15 protein-coding genes are annotated in these 15,397 nt (G+C 71.2%); 8 read left to right on the top strand and 7 right to left on the bottom strand.

The genetic code is table 11. The features are described from left to right. Positions 1-9: 9 nt before the first annotated feature. Both DEJ03_RS15140 and DEJ03_RS15135 read left to right on the top strand, forming a co-directional pair. Positions 10-942, top strand: a complete 933-nt coding sequence (locus DEJ03_RS15140) for a metallophosphoesterase (protein ID WP_110865291.1) — start codon at positions 10-12, stop codon at positions 940-942. Positions 943-1,120: 178 nt separating this feature from the next. Continuing rightward, a complete protein-coding gene (locus DEJ03_RS15135) occupies positions 1,121-2,182 on the top strand; it encodes an NADP-dependent oxidoreductase (protein WP_051596869.1) in 1,062 nt (353 codons plus the stop codon). A 52-nt stretch (positions 2,183-2,234) separates the two neighbouring features. Here the strand turns inward: DEJ03_RS15135 and DEJ03_RS15130 are convergent, their stop codons facing one another. The 4 genes from DEJ03_RS15130 to DEJ03_RS15115 form a co-directional block, all read right to left on the bottom strand. Further along, positions 2,235-3,095 (bottom strand): ABC transporter permease, encoded by an 861-nt coding sequence (locus tag DEJ03_RS15130; RefSeq protein ID WP_027466217.1) that lies wholly within the window; start codon positions 3,093-3,095, stop codon positions 2,235-2,237. Continuing rightward, entirely contained in the window at positions 3,082-4,059 is a 978-nt protein-coding gene (locus tag DEJ03_RS15125; protein WP_110865290.1) for an ABC transporter ATP-binding protein, read from the bottom strand. The genes DEJ03_RS15130 and DEJ03_RS15125 overlap by 14 nt, the downstream gene beginning before the upstream one ends. 38 nt (positions 4,060-4,097) lie before the next feature. After that, the gene (locus tag DEJ03_RS15120; protein ID WP_181422748.1) at positions 4,098-5,174 is read right to left on the bottom strand and encodes an outer membrane lipoprotein carrier protein LolA; all 1,077 of its coding nucleotides are present in this window, start codon (positions 5,172-5,174) and stop codon (positions 4,098-4,100) included. Between the two features lie 80 nt (positions 5,175-5,254). Further along, on the bottom strand, positions 5,255-5,737 hold the full coding sequence (locus tag DEJ03_RS15115) for a ribose-5-phosphate isomerase (RefSeq protein WP_110865252.1): 483 nt from the start codon (positions 5,735-5,737) through the stop codon (positions 5,255-5,257). A 115-nt stretch (positions 5,738-5,852) separates the two neighbouring features. Between DEJ03_RS15115 and DEJ03_RS15110 the strand changes: the two genes are divergently transcribed. Then, positions 5,853-6,815 (top strand): sugar-binding transcriptional regulator, encoded by a 963-nt coding sequence (locus tag DEJ03_RS15110; protein ID WP_110865251.1) that lies wholly within the window; start codon positions 5,853-5,855, stop codon positions 6,813-6,815. A 210-nt stretch (positions 6,816-7,025) separates the two neighbouring features. On the opposite strand, the gene DEJ03_RS15105 is transcribed toward DEJ03_RS15110, so the two are convergent. Further along, positions 7,026-7,550 (bottom strand): DinB family protein, encoded by a 525-nt coding sequence (locus DEJ03_RS15105; protein ID WP_110865250.1) that lies wholly within the window; start codon positions 7,548-7,550, stop codon positions 7,026-7,028. A gap of 191 nt (positions 7,551-7,741) precedes the next feature. Between DEJ03_RS15105 and DEJ03_RS15100 the strand changes: the two genes are divergently transcribed. Continuing rightward, entirely contained in the window at positions 7,742-9,274 is a 1,533-nt protein-coding gene (locus tag DEJ03_RS15100) for an MFS transporter (RefSeq protein ID WP_110865249.1), read from the top strand. 230 nt (positions 9,275-9,504) lie between these two features. Here DEJ03_RS15100 and DEJ03_RS15095 read toward each other — a convergent pair whose 3' ends face one another. Beyond that, positions 9,505-10,533, bottom strand: coding sequence for a GTP-binding protein (locus DEJ03_RS15095; RefSeq protein ID WP_110865248.1), 1,029 nt, complete (start codon positions 10,531-10,533; stop codon positions 9,505-9,507). A gap of 45 nt (positions 10,534-10,578) precedes the next feature. Between DEJ03_RS15095 and ykgO the strand changes: the two genes are divergently transcribed. Both ykgO and DEJ03_RS15085 read left to right on the top strand, forming a co-directional pair. Continuing rightward, on the top strand, positions 10,579-10,701 hold the full coding sequence (gene ykgO, locus DEJ03_RS15090) for a type B 50S ribosomal protein L36 (RefSeq protein ID WP_017888460.1): 123 nt from the start codon (positions 10,579-10,581) through the stop codon (positions 10,699-10,701). A 28-nt stretch (positions 10,702-10,729) separates the two neighbouring features. Further along, on the top strand, positions 10,730-11,386 hold the full coding sequence (locus DEJ03_RS15085; protein WP_042538188.1) for a histidine phosphatase family protein: 657 nt from the start codon (positions 10,730-10,732) through the stop codon (positions 11,384-11,386). A gap of 112 nt (positions 11,387-11,498) precedes the next feature. Here DEJ03_RS15085 and DEJ03_RS15080 read toward each other — a convergent pair whose 3' ends face one another. Then, positions 11,499-13,232, bottom strand: coding sequence for a glycerol-3-phosphate dehydrogenase/oxidase (locus DEJ03_RS15080; RefSeq protein ID WP_110865247.1), 1,734 nt, complete (start codon positions 13,230-13,232; stop codon positions 11,499-11,501). Between the two features lie 192 nt (positions 13,233-13,424). Between DEJ03_RS15080 and DEJ03_RS15075 the strand changes: the two genes are divergently transcribed. Further along, entirely contained in the window at positions 13,425-14,387 is a 963-nt protein-coding gene (locus DEJ03_RS15075; protein WP_258370857.1) for a sugar-binding transcriptional regulator, read from the top strand. 48 nt (positions 14,388-14,435) lie between these two features. Then, entirely contained in the window at positions 14,436-15,395 is a 960-nt protein-coding gene (locus tag DEJ03_RS15070) for an AraC family transcriptional regulator (RefSeq protein WP_110865245.1), read from the top strand. Positions 15,396-15,397 lie beyond the last annotated feature (2 nt).

Raw genomic sequence — 15,397 nt, 5'->3', positions numbered from 1 at the left:
CGTGGACGCATGCAGCCGCCAGCAGCCGGGACCCTCCGCATCCTCCACCTCTCCGACACCCACCTGACCGGCGACGGAGCCCTGCACCAGGGCGCGGTCGACACCACGGCCGCCCTCGAACGGCTGCTCGCCCACGTCGACGCGGTGCCCGGCATCGGGCTGGTGGTGGTCTCGGGCGACGTCTCCGAGGACGGCAGCCCGGAGTCCTACGCGATCGTGCGGGACCGCGTCGGCGGCTGGGCGGAACGGCACGGTGCGGCCGTGGTCGCGGTGCCCGGCAACCACGACCTGCGCGAGGGCTTCCGGCAGGTCCTGGCGAACGGGCACGTCCTGGGCGAGGGCGGAACGGCGCTGATGCACACGCTGGAGTACCTGCCGCCGACGGTGCCGGTCTCCGGGCAGTCGGTCGTCGCGGGTCGACGGATCGTGACCGTCGACACGAGCGTCCCGGGTGCCGGGTACGGCGAGCTCAGCGACACGGCGCTCGAGCACCTGCGCACGGCCCTCGCCGAAGACGCCCACAGCGGCCCGGACGACGCCCCGCACGGCACCGTCGTCGTCCTGCACCACCCGCCGCTGCCCGCCCCGACCGAGCTGCACGAGGCCCTCCGCCTGCAGAACCCCGAGGCGCTCGCCGACGTCATCCGCGGTTCCGACGTGCGGGTCGTCCTCGCCGGCCACTACCACCACCACTTCGCCGGGTCGCTCGCCGGCGTCCCGGTCCTCGTCGCCCCCGGTGTCGCGAACGACACCGACGTCGTCGGCCCGTACAACGAGGAATCGGCCGTCGTCGACAGCGGCGCTCTCGTCGTCGACGTCGCCGCGGACGGCTCCGTCTGGTCGACACCGGTCCGCGTGCCACGGGGCGACGCCGACCCGCGGGCGTTCCGCCTCGACCCCGAGACGGTCCGCGCCGTCATCGCGGCCGCAGGCAAGCACTGAGCCCGGGTCCCCACGCGCGGTGGACGTGCGTGACGGCGGACGGGAGGCCCGAGGCGGCACCGCCACGGGCCTCCAGTCCGTCGTCTGGGCACGTCCACAGCCGCGGTACCCCACGTCTTCGGGTTGCGTGCGGGAACACCGAGTAGCACGGACGCACACCTGGAGCGAAGGAGCACCCATGCGAGTCGGCAGTGCAGTGCAGTACGACCGGTACGGCGACTTCGATGTCGTCGAGCTCGTCCCCCAGCAGAAGCCCGAGGCCGGACCGGGCGAGATCGTCGTCGAGATCGTGGCCGCGGGCCTGAACCACATCGAGCGGTTCCTGCGCGAGGGGAAGCTCCGCGACCACGTCGACCTCGAGTTCCCCGCACACCAGGGCGTCGACTTCGCCGGCATCGTGCGCGCGCGGGGCGACGGCGTGAAGGACCTCCGCATCGGCGACGAGGTGATGGGGCACGCGCCGACCGGCGGCGCCCACGCCACGTGGATCGCGGTGCCGCGCGGCGCCGTCATCAAGAAGCCGGAGCACGTCGGGTGGGAGGTCGCCGGCGGCCTGTACCTGGCGGGCTGCACCGCGGTGTCGGTCGTCCGGTCGCTCCGGCTCGGACCGCAGGACACCGTCGTGATCTCGGCCGCAGCCGGTGGCGTCGGACACATCGAGTGCCAGCTGGCGCACGACGCCGGCGCGACCGTGATCGCCCTCGGCAGCCCTCGCAACCACGATTACCTGCGGCAGATCGGCACGCTGCCCGTCGCATACGGCGAAGGCGAGGAAGATCGCATCCGCGACATCGCCGACGGCCGGCCGATCACCGCGTTCATCGACAACCACGGCGAGAGCAACGCCGAGCTGCTGGCCGAACGCCTCGGCGTCGGCCAGGAGCGGTTCGTCTCGTCGGAGGAGCGCCGGGACATCGAGGTCCGGTTCCTCCGCGCACCCGCCGAGGACGAGGAGACGCGCGAGCTGCTCACCCTGCTGGCGAAGGCCGTGCAGGACCGTCGCGTGCAGGTCCTGATCTCGGGCTTCTACCCGTTCGAGTACATCGTCGAGGCGTACGAGGACCTGGCCGAGATGAAGTCCCGCGGCAAGGTCGTGATCGGGATGCAGACGGTGGAGACCGGGGCGCGGCTCGACTGGTACCGCTCCGAGAAGGCCCGTGACCTGCGCGACCGGTACGCCGACGCTCGGGGGACCGACACGGAGACGATGGCCGGCGGATCGGCGTCGCCCGCGAGCTGAACGAGCTGCCCGTCGCAGGGGCCCGGCACCTTCGTGCCGGGCCCCTGCCGTGTCAGCTCAGGATGTCCTTCGAGGCGAACCGGCTGTACGCCAGCGCCCCGAACACCACGACGTACCCGAGCTGCAGCACCGCGTTCGAACCGAACGAGTCGAACGAGATCGGGTCGCGCAGCAGGTCGCCGAAGCCGAGCCACTGGTGCGAGAACAGGAACGGGTGCAACCAGTCGAGCTGGGGGAGCTGGTCGAGCACCTGCGACGCCCCGGCGAGCACGACCGTCGCGGCCATCGCCCCGACCGGCACGTTCGTCAGCGTCGAGGTGAACATGCCGATCGCCACGAGCCCGAGCATCGACATCGCGACGTACAGCGCGAGCAGCAGGGCACGGCCGGCGTACGACCAGCCGCCCACCTGGGTGCCGGACAGCAGCGTGACCGGGCCGATCGGGAACAGCACGGCACCGATCGCCGCACCGACCAGCACCACCAGCAGGGTGGCGGCCAGGCAGAACGCGACGGCACCGGCGAACTTCACCAGGATGAACCGCACGCGGCCCGTCGGCGCGACGAGCAGGTAGCGGATGGTGCCGTGGCTGGCCTCGCCCGCGACCGTGTCGCCGGCGACCACGCCGACGGTCAGCGGGAGGAACAGCGGGATCGACACCGTCAGTGCGGTGAACGCCACGAACAGGCCGTTGTTGGTGATGTCGCCGAGGAACGCCGGCCCGCCGTCGTCACCGTCGGTCGTGAGCTTCACGGCGACCGCGATCAGGATCGGCACGAGCGCGAGTGCCCCGAGCATCGCCCAGGTGCGGCGACGCCGGAACACCAGCGCGAGTTCGGAACCGAGCAGCGCGAACGGGCGCTGCCGGCGGCGGACGGGCAGGTCGCGCACGGCCGCGTCAGGCTGCGACATCGAATCCCTCTCCGGTGAGTGCGACGAACAGGTCCTCGAGCGTGCCGCCGCCCACCGTCAGGCCGCGCACTCGGACGTCAGCGCGCACGAGTTCCGCGGTGATCGTCTCGGGCAGCAGCTCGTTCGGCAGGTCGGCCACCAGTACGTCGGCCCCGCCGTCGTGCCGCGGGGTGAGCCCGAGCCGGGTGAGGACAGCACCGGCCTGCCCGACGTCGGGCGTCCGCACGGTCACGGTCCGGGCCCCGGCTGCGCGCAGCTCGTCGAGGGGGCCCTGTGCGACGATCTTGCCCGTCCGCATGACGGCTGCGTGCGTGCAGACCTGTTCGATCTCGGCCAGCAGGTGGCTCGACACGAACACCGTGGTGCCGTCGTCGGCCAGGGAGCGGATGAGGTTGCGGACCTCGCGCGTGCCCTGGGGGTCGAGGCCGTTCGTCGGCTCGTCGAGCACCAGCAGGTCACGCGGGGACAGCAGGGCGTTCGCGAGCCCGAGTCGCTGCTTCATGCCGAGGGAGTACGCGTGCGCCTTCTTGTCCGCCGCGTGGGTCAGCCCGACGCGGTCGAGGGCACCGGCCACGCGGGCCTTGCGGGTGCGCGGGTCCGACGTGGGGTCGGCGGCGTCGAAGCGCTGCAGGTTCGCCCGGCCGGACAGGTACGGGTAGAAGGCCGGCCCCTCGACGAGCGCGCCGACGCGGGGCAGCACCTCGTGCAGCGCCTTCGGCATCGGTTCGCCGAGCAGCTCGATGGTGCCGCCGCTCGCGCTCGAGAGCCCGAGCAGCATCCGGATCGTGGTGGTCTTGCCGGAACCGTTCGGCCCGAGGAACCCGAACACCGCGCCGCGCGGCACCGCCAGGTCGATCCCGTCGACCGCACGCTGCTTGCGGAACACCTTCTGGAGGCCCGTGGTGCGGATCGCCAGGTCGGGTCCCGGTCCGGCCGTGCTCGCCTGGTGGTCGGCTGAGCTCACCGCGTGGCCGGCTGTGCGCACCTCGTGGTCGTCCGCGCTCACTTCGCGGCGTCGACCAGGGAGGCGACCGGCACGGCACCCGCGAGCACGCGGCCGTCGTCGGTCAGGTAGACCGAGACGAGCGACGTCTGCACGGCACGGCCGCCGTCGACGGGCTTCGTCAGCTGGTCGAGCAGGCCGGAAGCCTCGCCCTCGAGCCCGGACCGGTCGACGGTGCCGGCGGGGAGCTCGGCGATGGTGCTCCAGCCCGTGCCAGTGAAGGTCGGCTCGTCACCGTTCGGGGTGCCACGGTGGTCGCCGTGCTCGCCCTTCGCGTGTGATCCGGCCTCGGACAGGTCCTTCTCGGTCACCTTCGCGTTCGACGGCGGGGTGAAGTCGAAGAGCCGGGCTGCCGGGGCGCCGTAGTCGAGGCTCGTGAACCCGACCTGCACCGCGGGGTCGTCCGCGCCGGCGGCCTGGACGCTCGCACGGAGCGGGAGACCGGTCTGCTGGTCGACGGCCAACCGGACGGCTGCGACGAGGGTGTCGGACGACTTCGGCGTGAGGGTGATCTGCCAGGCGTCGTGTCCGGCGACGCTGACCTCGGTCGGCTTCGACACAGTGGTGGTCGGGGTGATCGCGTCGATGGCCTGCTTCGCGATGTCGGCCGGGGTGGTCGTGCCGCCCTGCGGGTCCTTCGCGGTGTCGCTCGGCAAGGTCACGTGCGTGGCCGTGCGTTCCTTCGAGTCCCAGGTCCAGACGTCCGAGCCGTTGCGGACGACGTCCTGCTCGGCGAGCTGCTGCGTCAGCTGGACGCGCTGCTTGTCGGGGCCGTCGACGTAGACCCGGGCGGTGTGCGATGCGGTGAGCAGCCCGAGCACGTCGGAGGCGTCGCCCTCGAGCGAGGAGCCGCCGGACCCGGTGGGCAGTTCGGGGAGCCCGAGTGCGCTCGTCTGCGAGAGCTTCCCCGAGTACTGGGCGTCCGACGACTTCGCGATGCTGGCGATGACGGCCGCCGCGCTGGGGTTCGTCCCCGCGATCGGGTCGTTCGCGGCGTTCGCGATCATCGGCGCGGCAACGGCGCCGGCGACGACGACCGGTGCGATGACGGCTGGCAGCCAGGCTGACTTCTTCATCGGGTTCCCCTCGTGGAGCATTGGAGTCGTCGGTACGGTACGTCCGGCCCCCGACAGGCAGCTGGGCGTTGCGCGGGGGACTACGCCTGGGCGTCGACACCGGCGGGCGCACTGCCGTCATACTCGCAGATGGCGTTGACCTTCTCGGCGCTGGCACTTGAACGGTCGAACTCGTAGCCGAGCCACTCCTTCGCCAGACGACGCGCGAGCTCGATGCCGACGACCCGCTGCCCCATGCAGAGGACCTGGGCGTCGTTCGACAGGACCGAGCGCTCCACGCTGTAGGAGTCGTGCGCGGTGACGGCGCGGATGCCCGGCACCTTGTTGGCGCTGATCGCCACGCCCAGTCCGGTGCCGCAGATCAGGATCGCCCGGTCAACCTCGCCGTTCGCCACCAGTCGTGCGGCGTCGACGGCGACGTGCGGGTACGCGGTGTGGCCGTCCGCGTCGACGCCGACGTCCCGCACGTCGGACACCCGCTCGTCGGCGAGCAGGTCGGCCTTGATGATCTCCTTGTAGTCGAACCCGGCGTCGTCGGACCCGATCACGAGACGGTACGTCATGTCTGTGCTCCTCCCGCGCCCCGAGGTTCCGGGCGCTCCCGAACCAGTCTGCGACGGCCGTGGACATCTGTCCAGCACACAATTTCTGCGATGTGCGTGGCGGTAGCATCGCACCATGTCGGCCGAGACCCCCACCCCGGACGGAGCCCGCACCCGGTTCCCGCTGGACACCGTCTACCAGGCGGCGCGGATGTACTACCTCGAGGACGCCACGCAGGTCGAGATCGCCTCGCGCCTCGGTGTCTCACGGCCGACCGTCTCGCGGCTCGTCGCCGAGGCCCGCAAGGCGGGACTCGTCCGCATCGAGGTCGTCGACCCGTTCCAGGACGAGACCGTGGCGCTCGCCGAACGGCTGCAGGTCGTGCTCGGGCTCCGCGCGGTCCACCTCGCCGCGGTCACCCACGCCGCCACGCTCGGCGCCGACCTGGCCGCACCACTGGCCGCCGCGGTCGAGGGCATGGGACTCGTCCCCGGCGACGCCGTCCTGATGTCGTCCGGCCGCACCGTGTACGACGTCGCACGCTCCGGCATGCCGACCATGCCCGGGGTGCAGCTCGTGCCGACGGTGGGCGGGCAGGCCGACCCGATGCCGTGGTTCCAGACGAACGAGATCACCCGGAATGCCGCGGAGCACTCCGGCGCGATCCCGGCGTTCCTGTTCGCCCAGGCGCTGCCGTCCCCGGTGATGCGGTCCACCCTCGACGAGGACCCGGCGTTCCAGCACGTCGTCGGCCTGTGGAGCCGGGCGAAGGGCGCGATCCTCGGCATCGGGGCGCCGACCCACACGCGGGACGCCTTGGCCCGGGGCATCCCGGTCGAGGACGTCGCGTTCGACCGTGCCGCGGGCGATGTCTGCCTGAACTTCTACGCCGCGGACGGCTCGCCGATCGAGTTCCCCGGCAGCGACCGGATGGTGCGGACCTCGCGCGAGATCCTGTCGACCGTGCCGCACGCGGTCGGGGTCGCCGTGGGCAGCGCCAAGGTCACGAGCATCGTGGCCGCGGTGCGGGGCGGGCTGGTCAACGAGCTGGTGACGGACGCCGCGACGGCGCGCGCCGTGCTCGACGCACTCGCCTGAGCGCTCCGGCTCGGTGCCCGATCCTTCCCATCACGCGTGCGATGGATGGTGCTTTCGGGCATACCTGGTCGTTTCTTCGTGGCAGGTACGCCCGATTTCGGTAGGGACGCCCGAGTCCGGTCGGTATGCCCGGTTTCGGGGGGTGACCGCAGGCGGCCTGGAGGCGCGGGGCGGGGCCGCACCGCGCCTCCAGGCCGGCGGTCCCCACGCCTAGAGCGTGCGCCGCACGTCCCACAGGTGGTGCACCGGGTCGTGCGCGTAGTAGGTGGCGAGCGTCGCGACGGTGAAGGCGCTGCCGTCGGACCGGAGCCCGGTGCGCTCGAGCACCTCGTCGGGCACCGCTGCGAAGGCCCGGGCCGCGCGGTCTGCCGACTCCCGCAGTTCCCGAGCGACGACCGCGGGGTCCTGCTCGCCGTAGCGGTCCTCGACGGCGGTGGCGTCCTGGTCCCAGTTCGGGAACGTCGGGGCGTCCTCGGTGAGCATCAGCTCGAGGCGCTCCGCCATCTTCCGGTGCACGTCCCGCACGTGGGCGCTGTACTCGAGCGGGGACCACGTGTGGTCGTCCGGGCGGTCGCGGACGTCGTCGCGCGTGAGGACTCCGGGCCACCCGGCCGTGTTCTCGTCGATGATGCCCGGCACGTCGCGGACGGTCACCGCGCTGCCGTCGTAGCCGCACTCGGGACACGCGGACTCGATGACCCACGTCCAGTTCTTCGTCTCGGGTTCGATCGCCATGGGCCGATGTTACGGCCTCGTTACTCAGCTTCCGGGTTCGCCGGACTGGTGCGGATCGGCGGCGACCCCCGTTCGGGTGACACGCCGTTCCCTGAGAATCACCGGCCAATGACATTTCGGTTGCTCGGTAACGTCGCTCGCTGTTCTGGGCCGGTTCCCGACGGCCCACCGATCTTCTCGAGGAGCAAGGCATGGGTTCCGACCCCAGCAGTACCCACACCCGACCACACCGACGGCTGCGCGAGAGCGACGTCACCGTGGTCGACAAGAGCATGATGCGACGAGCCGTCAGCGGCATGGTCGTCGGCAACACCATGGAGTGGTACGACGTCGGTGTGTACGGCTACCTGGCCGTGACGATGGGGAAGGTCTTCCTGCCGACGGCCGAACCCTCGGTGCAGATCCTGTTCAGCCTCGGTGTCTTCGCGGCGACGTACATCGCGCGGCCCCTGGGCGGCATCGTGTTCGGACGCCTCGGCGACAAGATCGGCCGTCAGAAGGTGCTCGCGACGACGCTGATCATGATGGCGGCGTCGACGTTCCTGATCGGGGCGCTCCCCGCGTACGCGACGATCGGCGTCTTCGGCCCGATCCTCCTCGTCGTGCTGAAGCTCGCGCAGGGCTTCTCGACCGGTGGTGAGTACGCCGGGGCGACGACGTTCGTCACGGAGTACGCCCCGGACCGCCGTCGTGGGTTCTTCGCGAGCATCCTGGACTTCGGCAGCTACCTGGGCTTCGCGCTCGGTGCCACGGTGGTGTCGGTGCTGCAGCTCACCCTCGGCGACGAGGCGATGACCGCCTACGGCTGGCGGTTCCCGTTCCTCGCTGCCGGTGTGATCGGCGTCGTGGCCATCTACTTCCGTCTGCGCATCGAGGAGTCGCCGGTGTTCCAAGCGACCCAGGCCGCGCAGGAGGCCGCGACCGAGTCCCGTGCGTCCTTCGACGGTGAGCGTCCGGCCAACGTCGTCGCGATGGTCCGCCAGCACTGGCGCCCGATCGTCATCGCGATCATGCTCGTCGCCGCGTCGAACACCGTCGGCTACGCGCTGACCTCGTACATGCCGACGTACCTGACCGACTCGCTCGGGTACTCCGCCATCGACGGCACGCTGCTGACGATCCCGGTGCTCCTGCTGCTCGCGGTGATGCTCCCGCTGACCGGCAAGCTCTCCGACCGCCTCGGCCGCCGCGTCGTGATGTGGATCGGTGCCGCCACCACCGTCGTGCTCGTCGTGCCGGCGTTCATGCTCATCGGGCACGGGGCGCAGTGGTCGACGCTCGCCGGCCTCGGGCTGCTCGCGCTCATGACCGCGCTGTGGGTGTCGAACCAGGCCGCGTCGCTGCCGGCGCTGTTCCCGACCTCGACGCGGTACGGCGGCATGGGCTTCGCCTACAACATCGCGATCGCGGTGTTCGGTGGGACCACGCCCCTGATCGTGCAGGCGCTGCTCACCGCGACGGGTGACGAGCTCGCCCCGGCGTACTTCCTGATGGCGATGAGCGTCGTCGGCGCGATCGGTGTCTTCTGCATGAAGGAGTCCTCGCAGCGCCCGCTGCCCGGGTCGATGCCGGCGGTGGAGACCGAGGACGAGGCGAAGGAACTCGTGCTCACGCAGGACACGAACCCGCACCTGGACCTCGGTGACCTGCCGTTCGCGGCGCAGGACGCGGCGGCCGCCGCTGCGCGCGAGGCTGCAGCGCGGGAGGCGTCGCCGGTGCGGTGACGCTGCGGTTGTCGACGTGACCACGGACGGGAGGCGCGGTGCGGGTCCGACCCGCACCGCGCCTCCCGTCCGTGCGTGCGCACACTGCGACGATCCACGCGTCGATCGACGCGCGTTCTGTCGCAACATGCGCACGGAGCGGATGTTTGCGCATGAGGCGACGATGCACGCGTCGATCGACTCGCGCTCTGTCGCAAGACGAGTGCGCAGCCGCCCGCGCACGCGCCCCCTCACTCGTGCCGGTGCTCCGACGCCGGGTCCACCGCGGGCCACACCGGGAACGGGTCCGGCCAGCCGCGCCACACGTCCGGCCCGGCGAGCAGCTCCGACGGCGTGAGCAGCGCCCCGTCGAGCGCCCGCTCGATCGCCCGGACGTCGAGCTGCTCGCCGACGAACCACAGCGCCTGCCCGATCGGGGCGTCGGCGTCCCACGACGGGTTCGCGGTGGGGTCGAGCGCGAGCATCGACCCGAAGCTCGACCACGAGCCGACGTGGTCCGGCCGGGACGCCAGGCGGAAGAACCCCCGCGACCGCAGCACGCGGCCGTTCACGCCGGCGGACAGGTCCTCGGCGATGACGGACGACAGTCGTCCGGGGTGGAACGGCAGCGGCTCCCGGTAGCGCATCGAGACCAGGGCGTCGCGGGCTTCGCGCCCGGTGTCCGCGCCGCTCGACAGCGCCCGCATCCAGCCGGCACCGGTGGCGAGCACCCGCGCGGCTCCACCGTTCGACGCCGGCAGGTCGGCGGCGCTCCGGATCGCGGGCAGGGCGACGATCACGGCCTGGGGTGCCATCCGGTGCAGCAGTGACACGAGCGCCCGTCGCCGACGGCCGGACAGCGGCTCGATGCGGTCGAGGGCGATCACCGTCGCGTACTCGACGAGTGCGGCCATCCGGTCCGCGGCCACGAACGCGTCGTCGACGTCCGACCACAGCAGGTGCGCGACGTCGTCGGCCCGCAACACCCCGACGACGTGCCGCAGCACCCGGTCGTCGCCGGTCTCGGACCGTGCCGCGTTGGCGAGCAGCATGCCGACCGCTCGGGCATCGGCTCCCGGGTGCAGGGTGACGACGAGCCCGTGGCGCGCGTCGGGCCCGCAAACCCGGTCGAGCTGGTCGGCGCGGTCGGCCACGGCGCGGGCGGTGGCAAAGGCACTCCCGGCGACGTGCATCCGGTGTCCGTCCGAGATCCGGGCGGCGACGCGGTCGGCGTCGACCTGGTGCAGGGCGGTGACGAGGGTGATGGCAGCAGCACGCATGTCCGCTACTGTAACTGAAAACCGTTATCAACAAGGAGGCTCGTCGTGAAGGTCCGCAACTCCCTCAAGGCCCTGAAGAAGATCCCCGGCTCGCAGGTGGTCCGACGCCGGGGTCGCGTCTACGTCATCAACAAGAAGAACCCCCGCTGGAACACCCGGCAGGGCTGACGTCAGCGGCGGTCCGTAGGGTGGCGGCATGCGACTGCTGCTCATCCGCCACGGCCAGACCCCCGCGAACGTGCACGGCATCCTCGATGCCGTGGTGCCCGGACCGGGGCTGACCGAGCTCGGGCAGCAGCAGGCCGACGCCCTGCCCGCAGCGCTCGCCGACCGCGGGATCGAGCGACTGTTCGTGTCGTCGATGGTCCGCACGCAGATCACCGCGGCGCCCCTGGCGACCTCGCTCGGCCTCGAGCCCGTGGTGCTGCCGGGCCTGCGCGAGATCGAGGCGGGCGACACCCAGGGCAAGAGCGACAAGGTGTCCGTGCAGACCTACATCTCCACCGTGCACGGCTGGTCCGGCGGTGACCGCACGACCCGGATGCCCGGTGCCGAGAGCGGCGTCGAGTTCTTCGAGCGCTACGACGACGCCGTCCGGCAGATCGAGGCCACCGGGGTCGCCGTCGCCGCCGCCGTCAGCCACGGTGCCGCGATCCGCACGTGGGCGAGCGCAGCTGCGCAGAACACCCCGGACCACTTCGGCACGAAGCGTCACCTGGAGAACACCGGCATCGTCGAGCTCGAGGGGTCGTTCGCCGACGGCTGGCGCCTGGTCGACTGGGAAGGTGAGCCGGTCGGCGGCGACCAGCTCATCGACCGCACGGCGCTCGACCCCACCGGCGAGCGTTTCTGACGCGACCAGCGGTCGTCGACGCGACCAACGGCTCGCGAACGCGACCACGAACGGACGGGAGGCCCGGTACCAGCTGGTACCGGGCCTCCCGTCCGTCGTGTCCTTGCGTCGACTACGCGAGCTGCGACGCCGATGCGGACGTCAGCGGCACGATCACGCCGTGCGACTCACGCAGCACGTCGAGCGTGCGCTGGACCTCGTCCGCGCGCTCCTCGGTCGTCCAGCCGAGCGCACCGGCGAGCACGTCGGCCAGCTCGTCGAGCAGGTCGATCGTGACCCCGCCGACGAACGCCAGGTTCGTGCGGCGCAGGACGACGTCCACCAGGTGAACGGCCTGCTCGTGGCGGGCGAAGTACGCGACCTCGGCGCGGGTGAGCGACGGGTCGGACTCGAGCGGCTCGACCGGGCCGTCGGTCAGGACGTCCACGACCTCGGCGGCACGGGTGCCGTAGCGCTCGAGCAGCCCCTCGACGAGGGACTCGTCCAGGCCGTCGCGGTGTGACTTGATCCACAGGGCGCGCTGGGCGTCCGTGGTCGGGAACTCCTTGCCACCGCCGATCGGCATGCCCGTGGTGTCGACCTTGCGGCTCATGCCGAGCTTGGTCGTCGCCTCGGTGGACAGGTGTGCAGCGAGGGCACGGAAGGTCGTCCACTTGCCACCGACGAGCGACAGCACGGTCGACTTCGGCAGGCCGGCGATCTGGGTGTCCACGATCCGGTAGTCACGGGACACGAAGCCGGGGGCGGTGTCCTCGTGGCGGGGGAGCGGACGGATGCCGGAGTAGCTGTAGACGATGTGGTCGCGGGTGACGTCGATCTGCGGGAACACGTGCTTGACGAGCCCGAAGAAGTAGTCAATCTCCTCGTCGGTCGTCGTGACCGGCTTCGCGGGGTCGGCGTCGATGTCGGTCGTGCCGATGAGGACCCGGCCCTTGAGCGGGTAGATGAGGACGATGCGGCCGTCGTCGTTCTCGAAGAACAGCTCGCGGCCCTTGGTGGCCTCGAGCAGCTCGTCGTTGTGGACGACGATGTGCGAGCCCTTCGTGCCGCCCATGAACTTCGTCTCGCCGCCGAACGCCTCGTTCGTCAGGTCGGTCCAGGGGCCGGAGGCGTTGATCACGACGTCGGCCGCGAAGACGAACTCGTCGCCGGTCTCGCGGTCGCGCAGCAGGACGCCGCCGTCGCGGGTGCCGGCTGCCTCGACGTAGTTGACCGCGCGTGCCTTGTCGGCTCCCGCCGCCAGGCCGTCCTTCAGGACGTCGAGGGCCAGGCGCTCGGGCTCGTGCACGCTCGCGTCGTAGTAGGTGCCCGTGTACTTCAGGTCCTTGTTGAGGGCGGGCATGTCCTCGAGCGCGGCCTTCTTGGTGCGGAAGACGTGCTTCGGGACGGAGCCGCCGTCACGCGAGAAGGAGTCGTAGATCGTCATGCCGATCTTGATGAGCATCGCGCCGCGCTCCTTGGTGGAGCGCTGCTTGTGCGTCAGCATGCGCAGCGGGGCGTTCATGATGCCGGAGAACGTCGAGAAGATCGGCATGGTCGTCTGCAGCGGCTTGACGTAGTGCGGGGCGATGCGGATCAGGCCGTTGCGCTCCTGCACGCTCTCGCGCACCAGGCGGAACTCGCCGTTCTCCAGGTAACGGATGCCGCCGTGGATCATGTGGCTCGAGGCCGCGGAGGCGCCGGAGGCGTAGTCGCCACGCTCGACCAGGGCGACGTCGACGCCCTGGAGCGCCAGGTCGCGGAACGTCGCGATGCCGTTGATGCCGCCGCCGACGACGAGGACCTGCGCGTTCGGGCGCTCGGTGAGGGCGGTCACCGTGTTCCGGGGCTGTGTCTTCTTCGACATGGTTCGTCGCTTCCTTCGTCTGTTCGTGGGGTCAGGATCGATCGTGCGCTCGTTCGACAGGGCGGGCAACTCGCGTGCACGAACGTGCAGCACACGTGTCGTCCAGGCCCGACGCGGCGGTCAGGAGGCGCGGCAGGGGTTGCAGAGGCCCTGCACGTCCGTGCATGGTTGCGTTCGACAGATCGGAGCACCATGAGCGATGCGGCTCAGCCCATGCGCACGCAGCAGGCGCTGCGCGCCGCCCACCTGTACTACCTGCAGGACCTGACGATGGACGCGATCGCCGACGAACTCGGCACCTCGCGCTCGTCGGTGTCGCGGCTGCTGAAGTACGCCAGGGACACCGGGCTCGTCGACATCCAGATCCGTTCGCCCCTGGACCAGGCCGCCGCGCTGAGCCGGAGCATCCGCTCCCGCTTCGGGGTGCACGCGCACGTCGTCCCGGTGCCGGACCACACGAGCGACGTCGACCGGCTCGAGCGGGTGGCCCTGTCCGCCGCCCGGATCCTGACGCAGTACGTCGAGTCGAACATGGTGATCGGGATCTCGTGGGGTTCGACCGTGAGTGCGGTCAGCCGCTACCTGGTGCCGAAGACCACCCACGGCTCGACGATCGTGCAGATCAACGGCGCCGCGAACACCCGCACCACCGGCATCGTCTACGCGTCCGAGATCCTGCGCCGGTTCGGCGAGGCCTACGGCGCGTTCGTGCAGCAGTTCCCGGTGCCGGCGTTCTTCGACGACCCCGCGACGAAGGAAGCGCTGTTCCGGGAGCGCTCGATCCGCCGTGTGCTCGACCTGCACGAGCGGATGGACCTCGTCGTGTTCGGTGTCGGTGCCCCGCAGGCCCCGGTGCCCTCGCACGTGTACTCCGGCGGGTACCTCGACCCCGAGGACCGCGACGAGCTCACGCAGGCCGGGGTCGTCGGGGACGTCTCGACGGTGTTCTACCGGGCCGACGGCTCCTGGAAAGACATCGGGGTGAACACCCGCGCCGGCGCTCCGGACCTCGACACGATCAAGCGCGCGCCGCGGCGGGTCTGCGTCGTCGCCGGGCGGTCGAAGGCGGCGTCGCTGCGGGGCGCGCTGGCCGCCGGGCTCATCACGGACCTGATCCTGGACGAGAGCGTGGGGCAGGCGATCCTGCAGCCCTGAGTCAGGACCTGACGCACTTTGTCGGTGGTCGGTCCTAGGTTCTCGACCATGGTGCTTTCTCTCGAACAGCCCGGTCAGCGGTACTTCCGGCGGATGGTCGGCAGCGACGTCGACCAGGCGCTCGCGTTCTTCACGGGCGACTACGACTTCCGTGCACCACTGGTCCGCCGCACCCACGAGAACGCCCACTGGGACTTCGCCGGCGTCGGTGACGAGCGGATGTCCCTGCGCTCGTCACGGTTCATGGTCGACCTGCGGAGCGAGAGCCAGGTCGACGACGAGTTCCTGGTCGCCTGGATGCGGAGCGGCTCGAGCCGGATCACCTCGGGCGGCGAGACGTACGAGCTCGAGGCCGGGGTGCCCGTCGTCCTGCCCTTCGCCGAGCCGTACGCGCTGCACCACCGCGACATCGCCCTGAACCTGGTCCACCTGGACCGCGACTTCGTCCGAGCCGTGGCCGGCGACGACGACTTCGCCTTCGAGCCGATGCGCCGCCCGACGGCCGACGGCATCGCGCTGTGGCGGTCGGTGGTGCGGAAGTACTCGGCCACGTGGCTCGACGTCGACCGGTCGATGAGCCCGATGCTGCAGCACGACATCGCCGAGGCCTTCGCGACCGCGGCGATCCGGGCGTTCCCGCAGCGCAACAAGTGGCGCGCGACGGTGTCCGGCAGCGGCCCGGAGCACGACCGCCTGCGCCGGGCGCTCGAGTTCGTGCACGAGCACGCGCGCGAAGCGATCGGTACCCCGGACATCGCGGCGGCGGCGGGGCTCAGCCCGCGCGGGCTGCAGCAGTCCCTCCGTCGGCACCTCGACCAGACGCCGGGGGAACTCCTGCGCGGCGTCCGACTCGACGGTGCCCGGACCGACCTGGTCGGCAGTGGCCTGGACGAGACGACGGTGGCCGAGATCGCGCGGACCTGGGGCTTCGGGCACCTCGGACGCTTCTCGGCGACCTACCGCAGCCGTTTCGGGGAGCTGCCGAGCGAGTCGCTGCGCGGGCACTGACC

Origin of the sequence: Curtobacterium sp. MCLR17_043 (assembly GCF_003224215.1) — a bacterium.
Lineage (GTDB): Bacteria > Actinomycetota > Actinomycetes > Actinomycetales > Microbacteriaceae > Curtobacterium > Curtobacterium flaccumfaciens.
The sequence above is the reverse complement of the archived record's forward strand: the minus strand, read 5'-3'. Positions and strand labels throughout refer to the sequence as shown.

What these genes read in the sequence shown, in the direction of transcription:
- DEJ03_RS15140 (WP_110865291.1), top strand. Translation starts at nt 10, where the DNA reads ATGCAGCCGCCAGCAGCCGGGACCCTCCGCATCCTCCACCTCTCCGAC.
- DEJ03_RS15135 (WP_051596869.1), top strand. Translation starts at nt 1,121, where the DNA reads ATGCGAGTCGGCAGTGCAGTGCAGTACGACCGGTACGGCGACTTCGAT.
- DEJ03_RS15130 (WP_027466217.1), bottom strand. Translation starts at nt 3,095, where the DNA reads ATGTCGCAGCCTGACGCGGCCGTGCGCGACCTGCCCGTCCGCCGCCGG.
- DEJ03_RS15120 (WP_181422748.1), bottom strand. Translation starts at nt 5,174, where the DNA reads ATGAAGAAGTCAGCCTGGCTGCCAGCCGTCATCGCACCGGTCGTCGTC.
- DEJ03_RS15115 (WP_110865252.1), bottom strand. Translation starts at nt 5,737, where the DNA reads ATGACGTACCGTCTCGTGATCGGGTCCGACGACGCCGGGTTCGACTAC.
- DEJ03_RS15110 (WP_110865251.1), top strand. Translation starts at nt 5,853, where the DNA reads ATGTCGGCCGAGACCCCCACCCCGGACGGAGCCCGCACCCGGTTCCCG.
- DEJ03_RS15105 (WP_110865250.1), bottom strand. Translation starts at nt 7,550, where the DNA reads ATGGCGATCGAACCCGAGACGAAGAACTGGACGTGGGTCATCGAGTCC.
- DEJ03_RS15100 (WP_110865249.1), top strand. Translation starts at nt 7,742, where the DNA reads ATGGGTTCCGACCCCAGCAGTACCCACACCCGACCACACCGACGGCTG.
- DEJ03_RS15095 (WP_110865248.1), bottom strand. Translation starts at nt 10,533, where the DNA reads ATGCGTGCTGCTGCCATCACCCTCGTCACCGCCCTGCACCAGGTCGAC.
- DEJ03_RS15085 (WP_042538188.1), top strand. Translation starts at nt 10,730, where the DNA reads ATGCGACTGCTGCTCATCCGCCACGGCCAGACCCCCGCGAACGTGCAC.
- DEJ03_RS15080 (WP_110865247.1), bottom strand. Translation starts at nt 13,232, where the DNA reads ATGTCGAAGAAGACACAGCCCCGGAACACGGTGACCGCCCTCACCGAG.
- DEJ03_RS15075 (WP_258370857.1), top strand. Translation starts at nt 13,425, where the DNA reads ATGAGCGATGCGGCTCAGCCCATGCGCACGCAGCAGGCGCTGCGCGCC.
- DEJ03_RS15070 (WP_110865245.1), top strand. Translation starts at nt 14,436, where the DNA reads ATGGTGCTTTCTCTCGAACAGCCCGGTCAGCGGTACTTCCGGCGGATG.